General features: G+C 72.4%; 14 protein-coding genes. 11 read left to right on the top strand and 3 right to left on the bottom strand.

The genetic code is table 11. From position 1 onward, the window contains the following. Positions 1–126: 126 nt before the first annotated feature. Together ACZ6RC_RS08255 and ACZ6RC_RS08250 are read left to right on the top strand one after the other, a co-directional pair. Positions 127–1,311, top strand: coding sequence for a mannosyltransferase family protein (locus ACZ6RC_RS08255; protein WP_469580044.1), 1,185 nt, complete (start codon positions 127–129; stop codon positions 1,309–1,311). A gap of 114 nt (positions 1,312–1,425) precedes the next feature. Further along, entirely contained in the window at positions 1,426–4,821 is a 3,396-nt protein-coding gene (locus ACZ6RC_RS08250; protein ID WP_469580042.1) for a FlgD immunoglobulin-like domain containing protein, read from the top strand. A gap of 73 nt (positions 4,822–4,894) precedes the next feature. On the opposite strand, the gene ACZ6RC_RS08245 is transcribed toward ACZ6RC_RS08250, so the two are convergent. Beyond that, complete coding sequence (locus ACZ6RC_RS08245; RefSeq protein ID WP_391139548.1) at positions 4,895–5,527, bottom strand: PH domain-containing protein; 633 nt, start codon at positions 5,525–5,527, stop codon at positions 4,895–4,897. Positions 5,528–5,638: 111 nt separating this feature from the next. Here ACZ6RC_RS08245 and deoC point away from each other — a divergent pair, with 111 nt between their 5' ends. From deoC to ACZ6RC_RS08230, 3 genes are read left to right on the top strand one after another with little or no spacing between them, the layout of a single operon-like run. Next, positions 5,639–6,598: a deoxyribose-phosphate aldolase gene (gene deoC, locus ACZ6RC_RS08240; RefSeq protein ID WP_391139690.1), complete on the top strand. Its 960-nt coding sequence runs from the start codon at positions 5,639–5,641 to the stop codon at positions 6,596–6,598. Positions 6,599–6,604: 6 nt separating this feature from the next. Further along, on the top strand, positions 6,605–8,041 hold the full coding sequence (locus ACZ6RC_RS08235; RefSeq protein ID WP_391139549.1) for an aldehyde dehydrogenase family protein: 1,437 nt from the start codon (positions 6,605–6,607) through the stop codon (positions 8,039–8,041). Next, the gene (locus ACZ6RC_RS08230) at positions 8,034–8,924 is read left to right on the top strand and encodes an aldehyde dehydrogenase family protein (protein WP_391139550.1); all 891 of its coding nucleotides are present in this window, start codon (positions 8,034–8,036) and stop codon (positions 8,922–8,924) included. The genes ACZ6RC_RS08235 and ACZ6RC_RS08230 overlap by 8 nt, the downstream gene beginning before the upstream one ends. An 83-nt stretch (positions 8,925–9,007) precedes the next feature. On the opposite strand, the gene ACZ6RC_RS08225 is transcribed toward ACZ6RC_RS08230, so the two are convergent. Beyond that, a complete protein-coding gene (locus ACZ6RC_RS08225; RefSeq protein ID WP_453613200.1) occupies positions 9,008–9,415 on the bottom strand; it encodes a hypothetical protein in 408 nt (135 codons plus the stop codon). Positions 9,416–9,535: 120 nt separating this feature from the next. Between ACZ6RC_RS08225 and ACZ6RC_RS08220 the strand changes: the two genes are divergently transcribed. Next, positions 9,536–10,168 (top strand): uridine kinase family protein, encoded by a 633-nt coding sequence (locus ACZ6RC_RS08220; RefSeq protein ID WP_469580040.1) that lies wholly within the window; start codon positions 9,536–9,538, stop codon positions 10,166–10,168. A gap of 121 nt (positions 10,169–10,289) precedes the next feature. Here ACZ6RC_RS08220 and ACZ6RC_RS08215 read toward each other — a convergent pair whose 3' ends face one another. After that, positions 10,290–11,012, bottom strand: a complete 723-nt coding sequence (locus ACZ6RC_RS08215; RefSeq protein WP_453613194.1) for a SigE family RNA polymerase sigma factor — start codon at positions 11,010–11,012, stop codon at positions 10,290–10,292. Positions 11,013–11,171: 159 nt separating this feature from the next. On the opposite strand from ACZ6RC_RS08215, the gene afsQ1 reads away from it, so the two are divergent. The 5 genes from afsQ1 to ACZ6RC_RS08190 all read left to right on the top strand — a co-directional run bounded on the left by afsQ1 (position 11,172) and on the right by ACZ6RC_RS08190 (position 14,932). After that, entirely contained in the window at positions 11,172–11,849 is a 678-nt protein-coding gene (afsQ1, locus tag ACZ6RC_RS08210; RefSeq protein ID WP_175439295.1) for a two-component system response regulator AfsQ1, read from the top strand. Between the two features lie 8 nt (positions 11,850–11,857). Then, on the top strand, positions 11,858–13,333 hold the full coding sequence (locus ACZ6RC_RS08205) for an ATP-binding protein (RefSeq protein ID WP_391139691.1): 1,476 nt from the start codon (positions 11,858–11,860) through the stop codon (positions 13,331–13,333). Further along, positions 13,330–13,971, top strand: coding sequence for a hypothetical protein (locus ACZ6RC_RS08200; protein WP_391139554.1), 642 nt, complete (start codon positions 13,330–13,332; stop codon positions 13,969–13,971). Before ACZ6RC_RS08205 ends, ACZ6RC_RS08200 begins: the two co-directional genes overlap by 4 nt. Before the next feature lie 85 nt (positions 13,972–14,056). Then, positions 14,057–14,638: a VanZ family protein gene (locus ACZ6RC_RS08195; protein WP_453613188.1), complete on the top strand. Its 582-nt coding sequence runs from the start codon at positions 14,057–14,059 to the stop codon at positions 14,636–14,638. Between the two features lie 93 nt (positions 14,639–14,731). Beyond that, on the top strand, positions 14,732–14,932 hold the full coding sequence (locus ACZ6RC_RS08190; protein ID WP_391139556.1) for a PspC domain-containing protein: 201 nt from the start codon (positions 14,732–14,734) through the stop codon (positions 14,930–14,932). The last annotated feature ends 17 nt before the right edge of the window (positions 14,933–14,949 follow it).

Here is a 14,949-nt window from a genome sequence, read left to right as displayed (position 1 = left end):
CACGTCCTCCGTCCTTCCCGTACGAGTGAATCCGGTACGGCAACGGATGCAACGCGCGTCCCGCGATCAGGTGCCCCGGGCCAGGGTGACCCGGTATCCCGAACGTCCACCCCTGGAGCCGCCGCGGTGCCCCCGGTGCTGACCGTCCGCCCCACCGTGCCCGCCTCGCGACGGCCTCAGGACCCGCCGCGCGACGCCCTCCCGGAGCGGGTGCGCGGAACCCTGCGGCACGCCGCCCCCGCGCTGCTGGGCTATCTGGTGGTACGGCTCCTGGGCCTGCTGGTCCTCACCCGCTGGGCGCATCTGCGCGGCCACGGCGTCTGGCCGACGCTGGCGACCTCCTGGGACTCGTCCTGGTACCTGGGCATCGCCGAACACGGCTACGCCCAGGAGCTCGGCGAGCGGACCTACGGCAACAACCTCGCGTTCTTCCCGCTCTACCCCGCGCTGATCAGGGTCTTCTCCGCCCTCGCGCCGGGCTCGCCCGCCTCCGTGGCGCTGGTGGTCGCCGGGGTCTGCTCGCTGATCGCCGCCTGGGGCGTCTTCGCCGTCGGCGACCGGCTGCACGGCCGCCGGACCGGCACCGTCCTCGCCGTGCTGTGGGGCGCGCTGCCGGTCGCCGTCGTCCAGTGGATGGGCTACACCGAGTCGCTGTTCACCGCGCTGACCGCCTGGGCGCTGTACGCCGTGCTCACCGGCCGCTGGGCCTGGGCGGCGGGGCTCGCGGTGGCCGCGGGGCTGACCCGGCCGACCGGGATCGCCCTCGCCGCGGCGGTGACGGCCGCCGGCCTGCTCGCGGCCCGGCGCGGCTGCCGCCCCGCCCTGGCGGCGGCGCTCGCGGCCCCGCTGGGCTGGCTCGGTTATGTGGGCTGGGTGGGGCTGCGCCTGGGCCGCTGGGACGGCTACTTCGCCGTCCAGCGACTGTGGACGAACGAGTGGGACGGGGGCGCCGAGACCGCGCGGACCCTGCGGGAGCTCCTGGTGTACGACCGAAGGCCCCAGCTCTTCCTGGTCGTGGTCTCGGTGGTGCTGATCGGCGCGGCGGCGCTGTTCCTGCTCTGCCTGGGCGACCGGCAGCCGCTGCCGCTGCTGGTCTTCACGGGGGTTCTGCTGCTGGTGGTCCTCGGCAGCGGCGGCGTCTACTTCCCGCGCGCCCGCTTCCTCCTGCCGGGCTTCCCGCTCCTCCTCCCCCTGGCCCACGCCCTGGCCCGCGCCCGCCTCCACGCGGCCGCCCTGGTCCTGGCGGCGGCGGCCCTGTCCTCGGCCTGGCTGGGCGGTTACATGCTCCTCGTCTGGCACGGGCCCCCGTGACCGTCACAGAGCTGTGACAGTCGGGACGGAGTCGTGACGAGGGAAGCAGAGGGGTCGTCAGAGTCCGTTGTTAGCCTCGAACCTTTGACCGTTTAACCACAGTGGGGGGCCACTTTGCGCTATCGCGCGAGAAGACACACGGATCAGGCACGTCGGCGACCGGCGGCGATCGCCGTCGCCGTCGCCGCGGCGGCGGCCGCCACGCTCCTGCCGCTCACCGGCGGACCGGCGGTCGCGGCGGAGGGCGCGACCCCGACGGCACCGCTCACCATCCCGGCCCAGAAGTCCCGGGTCCCGGGGCAGATCGTCTACGCGGGGGCGACCGGCTTCCTGCAGAAAGACTGGCAGGGGTACGTCTGGGTGACGTACGCCGACGGCGCCGCCGTCCGGTACGACGCCAAGGACGCCCACAACGTGTACGGCACGGGTACCGGGATCGCCCGCCTGTACGAGCCGCTGGGGGGACCCAAGCGGGTGGTCTTCCAGGACGGCCCCACGGCTGCCGAGCGGACCGTGACGGTCCCCGTGAACCAGTCGTTCGCCCATGTCGAGGCCGGCTCGGTCGTCACCACCGAACACGCGGGCGCGAAGACCGTCCATGTCCTCTCCCACGAGAACGGTGTGCTGAAGGACCGCACGGTGATCGCGCCGGCCGGTGCCGAGCGGGTCACGGCCCACAGGGATCAGGGCAACGGCAAGGGGTTCTTCGTCTCGTACACGGCGGACGGCGCCCAACGGGTCGGCTGGGTCGGCCTCGACGACCTGGTCGTCCGTCCGACGGGAATCGCGTACGACATCACCGGCCGCACCGCGCCGCTCGTCGGCTCGCGCGTCATGGACTTCGACTACCGAACCGGCCGCCTCAAGGTGTGGGACACCGAGGGCGACCTCACCCGGCCGGTCGCGGAGATCTCCGTACCCGAGCCGCCCTCGGCGCTCCTGGGCGACTACGCGGTGGTCCGAGAGAAGTACCAGGACGGTGACGACCCGCACGCGCTGTATCCGCTGGACGGGGGCGAGCCACGCCCGGCGTTCGACGCCGACGCGGTCCTCGGCGCCCCGGACGACGGCGCGCTGGCGACGGTCAAGGGCGCGGACGGGACGTACAAGGTTCATCGGGTCCAGATCCCCGAGGACGGGTCCGAGCCCGTCCTCACGCCGCTGTACGAGACCGCGCTGGGCATCACCCGCACGGAACAGCTGGTCGTCGCGCAGGGCGTCCTGCACGGCACCGAGAACTACGAGTACGACCGGTACAACGCGGCGGCGGTCGTCTCCCGGAACCTCACCCTCAGCGGTGACCTCGCGGCGGGTCCGAGGATCGACCGCGGCCAGGACGGCTACAACAACGTCCCGGGATACTGCCGCGATTCGTGCGAGACGATCGTTCCCTCCGGCGACGGCCGGCTCCTCTGGACCGGATACCCGGGCAACGTCCGGGTCGCCGAGGAGGGGAGCGTTCTCGAGCGCAACCAGTGGACGGACACCCGTCTCGACCCGTCCGGATTCCAGTCGTCCGGCCGGTACGTCGCGTACGTCGAAGACCACAGCACGCCGAAGACGTACAAGGTCCACGACATCGACACCGACAAGAACGTCTTCTCCCGTGCGATCGGGGACCGGCTGACCTCGCTCGACGGCGGCACGCTGTGGGTGGAGAGCGGGACCGCCGGGGTCGTCGACGCGGTCGACGTCAGGACCGGCGCGACCACGCGCTCGGTGAAGGTGGCGAACTGCGACCTGACGGGGCTGCAGGCGGTCGGCGCCGCCGTGTACTGGAAGTGCGCGACGGCCACCGGGGTGAAGAACCTCGACACGTCCGCGAACGTCTCCCTGCCCGCCCACACCTCCGCACTGCTCGGCGACGGCTACATCGCCCACGTCCAGGGCCACACGGTCTCCGCCACCCCCCTGCGCGGGGGCGGGGCGACCCGCGTCATCGGGACCGTGGCGGATCCCGTACCGCATCGCGGCTGGACCGTGGACCGGTTCGGCGGCCACGTCTCCTACGTGGACGCCGCGGAGAACATCCATGTCGTACCCGTCGGGGTGGCGGCGCCGCCCCTGCGGGTGCTCGACACCCTTGCCCCCGCCGGGATCCTGGACCGCAAGGCCGCCGACCCGACGTGGTCGGGCAGCTGGTGGCTGTCCAAGCCCGCCTCGTCCTGGCGGATCGCCGTCCGCGACGCGGCCGGCACCGTCGTCCGCACCCTCCAGGGCGGCGAGACCCGCGGCCGGATCGAGGCGACCTGGGACGGCAAGGACGCGTCGGGGACGACGCTACCGGACGGGCTGTACGACTGGTCGCTGACGGCCGTCCCGGCGGACGGCGAGGGAGCGGCGCTCACGCTGACCGGTGACGTCGCGCTGACCCGCGCCCAGTCCCTGGCCTCCGGGGCGTACCAGCCGGTGACGCCGTCGCGGGTGATGGACACCCGGGACGGCACGGGCGTGGCCAAGGCCAAGGTCGGCGCCGGCAAGACGGTCTCCCTGACGGTCGCGGGCAAGGGCGGCGTCCCGGCCAGGGGCGTCTCCGCGGTGGTCATGAACGTCACCGCCACCAATCCGACGGCGGGAACGTTCGTCTCGGTCCACCCCTACGGCACGGCCCGCACCAGCGCGTCGAACCTCAACGTCACCGCGGGGAAGACGGTCCCCAACCTGGTCGTGGTCCCCGTCAAGGACGGCAAGGTCAGCTTCTACAACCGCAACGGCAGCGTCGACCTCATCGCCGACGTCGCCGGGTACTACACCCTCACGGGCTCCGGTTCCCGGTTCGAGCCGGTGACGCCGTCGCGGGTGATGGACACCCGGGACGGCACGGGCGTGGCCAGGGCCAAGGTCGGCGCCGACAAGACCGTCTCCCTGACGGTCGCGGGCAAGGGCGGCGTCCCGGCCACCGGAGTCACCGCCGTCGTCCTCAACGTCACCGCCACCAACCCCACCGCGGGGACCTTCGTCTCCGTCCACCCCTACGGCACGACCCGCACCAGCGCGTCGAACCTCAACATCACCGCGGGACAGACCGTCCCCAACCTGGTCGTCGTCCCCGTCAAGGACGGCAAGGTCAGCTTCTACAACCGCAACGGCAGCGTCGACCTCATCGCCGACGTCGCCGGGTACTACACCGACACGCAAGCGGGTTCGCTCTACGAGCCGGTGACACCGTCACGGGTGATGGACACCCGGGACGGCACGGGCGTGGCCAAGGCCAAGGTCGGCGCCGGCGAGGCGGTCACCCTGACGGTCGCGGGCAAGGGCGGCGTCCCGGCCACCGGAGTCACCGCCGTCGTCCTCAACGTCACCGCCACCAACCCCACCGCGGGAACGTTCGTCTCCGTCCACCCCTACGGCACGACCCGCACCAGCGCGTCGAACCTCAACGTCACCGCGGGACAGACCGTCCCCAACCTCGTCGTCGTCCCCGTCAAGGACGGCAAGGTCAGCTTCTACAACCGCAACGGCAGCGTCGACCTCATCGCCGACGTCCAGGGCTTCCACGCCCCCTGAGCCGACGGTAGGCAGAGCGAAGGGCCGGGTGCGCACCGCGTGCGTCCCCGGCCCTTCGTCGTACGGCGGACGCTCAGCCCGTCGCGAGCAGCACCACGAGCAGCACCAGGCCGGCCGCCGCGGGCGCGATGATCTCGTACGCCCACCGCAGCCGCGGCTCGCCCTGGGCTCCGGGTCGGGTGCCGCACCGCTCCGCGAGGTCGCGGAGGTCGGCCACTGTCCGGTCGGCGGGGGCGAGCCGGGAGGCGTCGCTCACATCGGCGTGGACGGACGTGCGGCCGTGCGGGTCGTCCTGCGCGGCACGGGTCTGGCGCCGCGCGGCCCGCTTGCGCTGGCGCAGCGACACGGGGACGGCCCAGAGCTGGTACTTCGTCCCGGACCGGGTGAGCGCCTCGCTGGAGTACCCGGCCCGGACGTCGGCGACGGCGGCCCAGGGCAGCGTGATGTCGCGGAACGGGTTACGGATCCGGAGCCGGTCCTCGCTCGCGTAGACCGCGGGCCGGAAGGTGAACGCCACGATGAGCGGCACGAGGAACAGGAGCGCCGCCAGCGCCACCCACGGGGTCCGCCCGTGCCCGCGGACGATCGCGTCACCGCAGAACCAGCCGACGAGTGCGAGCGTCAGGACACCGCCCGCGATCCCGAAGGGCGAACGGAAGACGCGGTCGGCGTAGGCCGGCTCGGCGGGCGGCTGGGGGCTCGTCATACCGCCGATTCTGCCTCAGCGCCCCCGCCACGGCTCAGGCGGCTCGGGCACGCGAAGGAAGGCGGGGCCTGTACAGGTCGCTACGCGCGTAGATATGCTCGACTGGTGACCATGCCCACCACTGCACCTGCAGCACACACTTTCGCCGACGTGACCGCGTCCGACAGTGCGCTGCGTCGCTTCCTCCACGGGCTGCCCGGCGTCGACGCCGTCGGCCTGGAGGCGCGCGCCGCGTCCCTCGGCACCCGCTCGATCAAGACGACGGCCAAGGCCTACGCCATCGACCTGGCCATCTCGATGATCGACCTGACGACGCTCGAAGGCGCGGACACCCCGGGCAAGGTCCGGGCGCTCGCCGCCAAGGCCGTCCATCCCGACCCGTCCGACCGTACGACCCCGACGACCGCCGCCGTCTGCGTGTACCCCGACATGGTGGCCACCGCCAAGGCCGCCGTCGCGGGCTCCGACGTCAAGGTCGCCTCCGTCGCCACGGCCTTCCCTGCCGGGCGCGCCGCGCTCCCCGTGAAGCTCGCCGACACCGCCGACGCGATCGCCGCAGGCGCCGACGAGATCGACATGGTCATCGACCGTGGCGCCTTCCTCGCGGGCCGGTATCTGCAGGTCTTCGAGCAGATCGCCGCGATCAAGGCCGAGTGCGGCGACCGCGCCCGCCTCAAGGTGATCTTCGAGACCGGCGAACTGTCCACGTACGACAACATCCGCCGCGCCTCCTGGCTCGGGATGATGGCCGGCGCCGACTTCATCAAGACCTCGACCGGCAAGGTCGCGGTCAACGCCACCCCCGCCAACACGCTGCTGATGCTGGAGGCGGTGCGCGACTTCCGCGCGCAGACCGGCGTCCAGATCGGCGTGAAGCCGGCCGGCGGCATCCGCAACACCAAGGAAGCCCTCAAGTTCCTGGTCCTGGTCAACGAGACCGTGGGAGCGGACTGGCTGGACAGCCACTGGTTCCGCTTCGGCGCCTCCAGCCTGCTCAACGATCTGCTCATGCAGCGTCAGAAGCTGGCGACCGGCCGCTACTCCGGCCCCGACTACGTCACGGTGGACTGATCGATCATGGCATCTGTATTCGAGTACGCCCCGGCGCCCGAGTCGCGCTCGGTCGTCGACATCGCCCCGTCGTACGGCCTGTTCATCGACGGCGAGTTCGTCGAGGCGGCCGAGGGCAAGGTCTTCAAGACCGTCTCGCCCTCCTCCGAGGAGGTCCTCGCCGAGGTCGCCCAGGCGGGCGCCGAGGACGTCGACCGCGCGGTGAAGGCGGCCAGGAAGGCGTTCGAGAAGTGGTCGGCGCTGCCCGGCTCCGAGCGCGCCAAGTACCTCTTCCGCATCGCCCGGATCATCCAGGAGCGCAGCCGTGAGCTGGCCGTCCTGGAGACCCTGGACAACGGCAAGCCGATCAGGGAGACCCGCGACGCGGACCTCCCGCTCGTCGCCGCGCACTTCTTCTACTACGCCGGCTGGGCCGACAAGCTCGACCACGCCGGCTACGGCGCGAACCCCCGCCCGCTGGGCGTGGCCGGCCAGGTCATCCCGTGGAACTTCCCGCTGCTGATGCTGGCGTGGAAGATCGCCCCGGCCCTGGCGACCGGCAACACCGTCGTCCTGAAGCCCGCCGAGACCACCCCGCTCTCCGCCCTGTTCTTCGCGGACATCTGCCGCCAGGCGGGACTGCCCAAGGGTGTCGTCAACATCCTCACCGGCTACGGCGACACCGGCGCCGCGCTCGTCGAGCACCCGGACGTGAACAAGGTCGCCTTCACCGGCTCCACCGCGGTCGGCAAGGCCATCGCCCGTTCGGTCGCCGGCACCCGCAAGAAGCTGACGCTGGAGCTGGGCGGCAAGGGCGCGAACATCGTCTTCGACGACGCGCCCATCGACCAGGCCGTCGAGGGCATCGTCACCGGCATCTTCTTCAACCAGGGCCAGGTCTGCTGCGCGGGTTCGCGCCTGCTGGTCCAGGAGTCGATCCAGGACGAGCTGCTCGACTCGCTCAAGCGGCGCCTGTCGACGCTGCGTCTCGGCGACCCGCTGGACAAGAACACCGACATCGGAGCGATCAACTCCGCCGAGCAGCTGTCCCGGATCACCACGCTGGTGGAGAAGGGCGAGTCGGAGGGCGCCGAGCGCTGGTCGCCGTCCTGCGAACTGCCCGCGTCCGGGTACTGGTTCGCCCCGACGCTCTTCACCAACGTCACGCAGGCGCACACCATCGCCCGCGACGAGATCTTCGGCCCGGTGCTCTCCGTGCTGACGTTCCGTACGCCGGACGAGGCGGTCGCCAAGGCCAACAACAGCCAGTACGGCCTGTCGGCGGGCATCTGGACGGAGAAGGGCTCGCGGATCCTGGCCGTGGCCGGCAAGCTCCGCGCCGGTGTCGTCTGGGCCAACACGTTCAACAAGTTCGACCCGACCTCGCCCTTCGGCGGCTACAAGGAGTCGGGCTTCGGCCGCGAGGGCGGTCGCCACGGCCTGGAGGCGTACCTCGATGTCTGATGAGAACCGTCTGAGCGTCTTCAAGACCTACAAGCTGTACGTCGGGGGCAAGTTCCCCCGCAGCGAGAGCGGCCGGGTGTACGAAGTGCAGGACCACAAGGGCAAGTGGCTGGCGAACGCGCCGCTCTCCTCCCGCAAGGACGCCCGTGACGCCGTCGTGGCGGCGCGCAAGGCGTTCGGCGGCTGGTCCGGCGCGACGGCGTACAACCGCGGCCAGATCCTCTACCGCGTCGCCGAGATGCTGGAGGGCCGCAAGAGCCAGTTCGTGCGCGAGGTCGCGCAGGCCGAGGGCCTGTCGAAGTCCAAGGCGGCGGAGATCGTCGAGGCGGCCGTGGACCGCTGGGTCTGGTACGCCGGCTGGACGGACAAGATCGGCCAGGTCGTGGGCGGGGCGAACCCGGTCGCGGGTCCGTTCTTCAACCTCTCCACCCCGGAGCCGACCGGTGTCGTCACCGTCGTGGCGCCCCAGGACTCCTCGTTCCTCGGCCTGGTGTCGGTGATCGCCCCGGTGATCGCGACCGGCAACACCGCGGTCGTGATCGCGAGCGAGAAGGCCCCGCTGCCGGCCCTGTCCCTGGGCGAGGTGCTCGCCACCTCCGACCTTCCGGGCGGCGTCGTCAACATCCTCTCCGGCAAGGCGTCGGAGATGGGCCCGCACCTCGCGGCGCACCAGGACGTCAACGCCATCGACCTGACCGGCGCGGACGCGGACCTCGCGCGCGAGCTGGAGATCGCGGCGGCGGACAACCTCAAGCGCGTCCTGCGCCCGCGGGCGACGGACTTCACGCGGCCCCAGGGCACGGAGCGGCTGACCGCCTTCCTGGAGACGAAGACGGTGTGGCACCCGACGGGTTCACTGGGCGCCTCGGGCTCCTCGTACTGACGCACCGAGCACCACCGCGCGACGGCCCCCGGGGAACCGACCCCGGGGGCCGTCGCGCGCGTTCCGTACGGAACCGGGCGTCGCTACCGGGGCAGCAGAGCCTTCACCGCCTCGCCGGCCACCGGCAGATCGGCCAGCGCCCCGCCCTTCGTGACGGGGTCGGTCACCAGGTTCGTGCCCACCGGGCGGAAGTCCGCGACCTGGGTGCCCACGCCGTTGGCGAGGGGGTCGACGCCGGTGTTGGCCAGCGGGTCGAGCTGCAGCTCCGTCAGGGGGCCGACGCCGTGGCCGACGGCACCGAGGACGCCCGCCCCGGCGGCCGCCGCGTCCGAGCCGACGACCGAGTCGACCGGCAGCGGCGCCGGGGCGGACGGGGCCGCCTGGGCGGCGGCGCCCAGCCCGAGGACCGCCGCCCCCGCGGCCGTGACGGTCAGCCCGGCCTTCGACCAGGCACCGCGGCGAGAGGTCCCGGATGCTGCGTGACGCGCCATGAAAAGTCCTCCGACTTCGAGTAACCACGAAGGCACCGAGAGTAGTGGCGCCGTGATGCGCACACCAACGTCCTCCCGGGTGGGTCCGCTCCCCCGGGTGATGCCTCACACTGGTGTCCCGTGAGTTCCCCTTCGCTTGTGACCCGTGTCGTCCTGCTCGCGGGCCCTTCCGGCTCCGGCAAGTCGTCCCTCGCCGCCGCCGCCGGCCTCCCCGTCCTGCGCCTCGACGACTTCTACAAAGAAGCCGACGACCCGACGCTCCCGCTGGTGGCGGGCAGCGCCGACATCGACTGGGACTCGCCGCTGTCCTGGGACGCGGACACCGCCGTCGCGGCGATCGTGGACCTGTGCCGGTCGGGCCGTACGGACGTTCCGGTGTACGACCTCGCCACCAGCGCACGCGTGGACCACGAGCTGCTGGACATCGGGCGGACCCCGCTCTTCGTCGCGGAGGGCATCTTCGCCGCCGAGATCGTGGCGCGCTGCGCGGACCTCGGCGTGCTCGCCGACGCGCTGTGCCTGCGCGGCCGGCCCTCGACGACGTTCCGCCGCCGGCTCGTCCGCGACCTCAGGGAAGGCCGCAAGTCGGTCCCGTTCCTGCTGCGCCGCGGCTGGCGCCTGATGCGGGCGGAACGCTCCATCGTGGCCCGCCAGACCGCGCTGGGCGCCCACCCCTGTGCCAAGCAGGAGGCCTTGGGCCGTCTCGCCGCCGCGGCGGCGGGCCGCCACCGCGCCCCGGCCGCCTCGCACTGAAGGGGACGACACGACGCGGGCCGTACAAGCCCCCCCGGCTTGTCCGACCCGCGCCATTTCCCCCGTGCCCCGTACCCCCCGTACGGGCCCCCGTGTCTCCCCCGTGGTTCCCCCCGTTCCTTCAGGCCACCAGCTCGCCGAAGGACTCCTCCTCGTCACGGCCGAAGCTGAGGACCTCGTCCTCGCGCAGCCGGCGCAGGGAGCGCCAGATGCTCGACTTCACCGTGCCGACACTGATGTCCAGGATCTCCGCGATCTCCGGATCCGTACGGCCCTCGTAGTAGCGCAGCACCAGCATCGTGCGCTGGAGCTCGGGCAGCCGGGCCAGGGCCTGCCACAGGACCGCCCGCAGCTCGGTGCCGCGCATCGCGTCCGTGTCGCCCGCCGTCTCCGGCAGCTCCTCGGTCGGGTACTCGTTGAGCTTGCGGCGGCGCCAGGCGCTGATGTGCAGGTTCGTCATGGTGCGGCGCAGATAGCCGCCGACCGCCGCCTTGTCGCTGATCCGCTCCCACGCCCGGTACGTCGAGAAGAGCGCGCTCTGGAGCAGGTCCTCGGCCTCGAAGCGGTCACCGGTGAGGTGGTAGGCGGTGGCGTACAGGGAGGCTCGGCGTTCCTGTACGTAGGCGGTGAACTCCGCCTCCGACAGGGACGTCCGCTCCCCCGTGCCCTCCCCGTACGCCGCTCCCCCGTCAGCCACGGCGACCATGTACGGCGCCTTGTGCTGACGTCCGGCGCTGCGAACGCACCCCCGTCCGTTCACCCCGCCGGACTTCTCGGTGCTCCGCACGACGTCGTGGAGACGCGTGACAACTGCGTTCGAGGTGGTGCTGTGCAGTGCGTTCATCTCACGCCCCCCGTCGGTTGGAGTCGGCTTCGGTCCGTGTGCCAAGAAGCTTGCCGCCCGCACTTCATCGCGGTGTCCGTCGACTGTCACAGCCGTGTCACAGGGGGCGGTGACGCCGCGCAGTCGAACTCCGAGGGCCGCATGGGACAGAATGGCGCCGTGCCTTTCCTGTTGCTGATCGAGGACGACGACGCCATCCGCACGGCCCTCGAGCTCTCCCTGTCTCGCCAGGGCCACCGAGTGGCCACCGCGGCGACGGGCGAGGACGGCCTGAAACTGCTGCGCGAGCAGCGGCCCGACCTGGTCGTGCTGGACGTGATGCTGCCCGGGATCGACGGCTTCGAGGTGTGCCGGCGCATCCGGCGCACCGACCAGCTGCCGATCATCCTGCTGACCGCGCGCAGCGACGACATCGACGTCGTCGTGGGTCTGGAGTCCGGGGCCGACGACTATGTCGTCAAGCCGGTCCAGGGCCGGGTGCTCGACGCCCGGATCCGTGCCGTACTGCGGCGGGGCGAGCGGGAGTCCACGGACTCGGCCACGTTCGGTTCGCTCGTCATCGACCGTTCGGCCATGACCGTGACCAAGAACGGGGAGGACCTGCAGCTCACGCCGACCGAACTGCGGCTGCTCCTCGAACTGAGCCGGCGGCCCGGCCAGGCCCTCTCCCGCCAGCAGTTGCTGCGCCTGGTGTGGGAGCACGACTATCTGGGCGACTCGCGTCTGGTGGACGCCTGTGTCCAGCGGCTGCGCGCCAAGGTGGAGGACGTGCCGTCCTCCCCGACCCTGATCCGTACGGTGCGGGGCGTCGGTTACCGACTGGACGTCCCTGCGTGAGAAAGGGGATGTTCGCGGGCCTGCGCTTCACCAGCCTGCGGCTGCGGCTGGTCGTCGTCTTCGCGCTGGTGGCGCTCACCGCCGCCGCGTCCGCGTCCGGCATCGCGTACTGGCTGAACCGCGAGGCGGTCCTCACCCGCACCCAGGACGGGGCGCTGAACGACTTCCGGCAGGAGATGCAGAACCGGGCCGCGACGCTGCCCCTGCACCCCACCGAGGAGGAACTGCGCGGCGCGGCCGAGCAGATGGCGAGCGGCAGCGCCGGGTACAGCGTGCTGCTGCTCGGGGAGCGGGACGAGGGCAAGCCGATCATCGGGGCCTCGAACCCGGACACCTTCACCCTCGCGGACGTGCCGTCCGCGCTGCGCGCGCAGGTGGAGAAGCGGCGGCCCGTCACGGACGCCAACCCGTATCCGTACCACCTGTTCTGGCAGCGCACCCAGCGCGGCGGGACGCCGTACCTGGTGGGCGGGGCGAAGGTCGACGGCGGTGGTCCGACGGGGTACATGTTCAAGTCCCTGGAGGCCGAGCGGGCCGACCTGAACTCGCTCGCCTGGTCGCTGGGGATCGCCACCACGCTCGCCCTGATCGGCTCGGCGCTGCTCGCGCAGGCCGCCGCCACGACCGTGCTGCGGCCGGTGCACCGGCTCGGCGAGGCGGCCCGGCAGCTGGGCGAGGGGAAGCTCGACACCCGGCTGCGGGTCTCCGGGACGGACGAACTGGCCGATCTGTCACGGACGTTCAACGGCGCGGCGGAGTCCCTGCAGAAACGGGTGGCGGACATGAGCGCCCGGGAGGAGTCCAGCCGGCGCTTCGTCGCCGACATGTCGCACGAGCTGCGCACGCCGCTGACGGCGCTGACCGCCGTGACGGAGGTCCTGGAGGACGAGCAGGACTCCCTGGATCCGATGATCGCGCCGGCCGTGGCGCTGGTGGTCAGCGAGACGCGCCGGCTGAACGACCTGGTCGAGAACCTGATGGAGGTGACCCGCTTCGACGCGGGCACGGCCCGGCTCGTCCTGGACGACGTCGACGTCGCCGACCAGGTGACCGCGTGCATCGACGCGCGGGCCTGGCTGGACGCGGTGGAGCTGGACGCCGAGCGGGGCATCATGGCGCGGCTCGACCCGCGCCGGCTCGACGTGATCCTGGCCAACCTCATCGGCAACGCGCTCAAGCACGGCGGGTCGCCGGTGCGGGTGGCGATCCGCATGGAGGACGACACGTTGGTGATCGAGGTGCGCGACCACGGCCCGGGCATCCCCGAGGAGGTCCTGCCGCACGTCTTCGACCGGTTCTACAAGGCGAGCGCCTCCCGGCCCCGGTCGGAGGGCAGCGGTCTCGGCCTGTCGATCGCGCGGGAGAACGCGCTGATCCACGGCGGTTCGATCACGGCCGCGAACTCGCCCGATGGCGACGGGGCGGTGTTCGTGCTGCGGCTGCCGAGCCAGAGCGAGCCCGGAGAAGAGGGTGGGGAGCGGTGAGCCGGCTTCGGCGTACGGGAAGGGGCCGCCGCGGCGCGGTGGGCGCGGGCGTCGTCGCCGCGCTGGCGGTGCTGCTCTCGGGGTGCGGGATCAGGACGACGTCGGTGCCCGTGGACGCGGGCCACGCCCCGTCGCGGGTGCCGTGCAGCGTGCCGGAGGAGGACGCGGCCCCGGGGGCGGCGGGCGTCCCGGTCCGGGTCTTCCTGGTGTGCGGTTCGCAGTTGGAGGCGGTGGAGCGCCAGTCCCCGCTGCCCGAGGAGAAGGCGAGCGCAGACGCGGTGCGCAGGGCGTCGGCGCTGCTGGCGCAGTTGGGCACCGAGCCGTCGCAGAGCGAGCGGCAGGCAGGGTTCACCACGGCCGTGAAGGGGCCGCTGGCGGTCTCCGGCGGGCACCGGGGCGATCCGGCGGGCACGCTGCGGCTGAGCAGGCAGCCGGAGGACCTGGCGCCGACCGCGCTGTCGCAGATCGTCTGCACCTTCGCGCTGGGCGCGGCGGGTGCGGAGCCGAGCGCGGACTCGGTCGTCCTGGGCGGCCCGGGCGGCTATCCGCCGCGCCGCTACCGCTGTACGACCGAGCTGCGGGAACGCCCGGAATCGGCGGCCCCGACGGCGGGCCTGGTGACACCCCCGGCGGCCTGAGGCCCACGGGGCCGGCGGGCGGGCGGGGCGGGGTGTTCCGCGTCGCGGCGGAACCGATTCCGGCTCGGGGCGCGTCTTGGGGGGCGTGCAGCGTCAAGGTTCAGGCGGCAGTGCCGCCGTGGTCGTCCGTGTGGCGGGGTTCGTCCTCCTCCTCACGCATCTGCTGCTCGTCGCCTGGGTCTCGCTCCGACCACTCGACGTGCCCTGGGTGACCGCGCCGAACCTGACCCCGCTCGCCGGAATCAAGGGGGACCTGGCGCTCGGCCCGGCCCAGGCGGCCCGCCGCATCGGCGAGGGGTTGCTGCTCCTGGCCCCGCTCGGGGTGCTGCTGCCGATGGCCGAGGGACGCCTGCACGTGTCCCCCTGGGCGTCGCTGGCCCGCACGGTCGCGGCCGGGACGCTGATCTCCCTCGCCGTCGAACTGCTGCAGACCGCCGTGCCGGGCCAGGTCGTGGACATCGACGCGCTGCTGCTCAACGGCGCCGGGGTCGCCCTGGCCCATCTGCTCGTGGTGCCCGCAGGGCGGGCGCGGCTGCGCCGCGGGGAGGACGCGGGGCGGGGCAGGTCCTCCTCGGGGAGGACGGCCCGCAGGGGTCCGGCCCGGTCGAGGGACGAGGGCTCTCAGGGAGCGACCCCGACGATTCCCAGGGTCGGGATCGCCCCGTAGACCGACGTTTTATCCCCCGTTCGGGGGCGAGTATGGAGTCACCGGGAGCCCGACGAAGCGGCTCCCGGGACACGCCTCTCGAAGGAGCACACCATGGCCGCACTTGCCCGCCCCCGTGACGGACGCATGATCGGCGGAGTGTGCGCAGCGCTGGCACGGCGCTTCGGCACCTCGGCGAACACCATGCGGGTCATCTTCCTCGTCTCCTGCCTGCTCCCCGGCCCCCAGATCCTGATCTATCTGGCGCTGTGGCTGTTCCTGCCGGCGGAGAAGCCGGCGGGCACCGCCTGGTAAGGCCGGCCGGCGACGCG

It is taken from the genome of Streptomyces sp. NPDC048353 (assembly GCF_055587165.1).
Note: the sequence above shows the minus strand (reverse complement) of the source record. Positions and strands in the feature narration are given on the sequence as shown.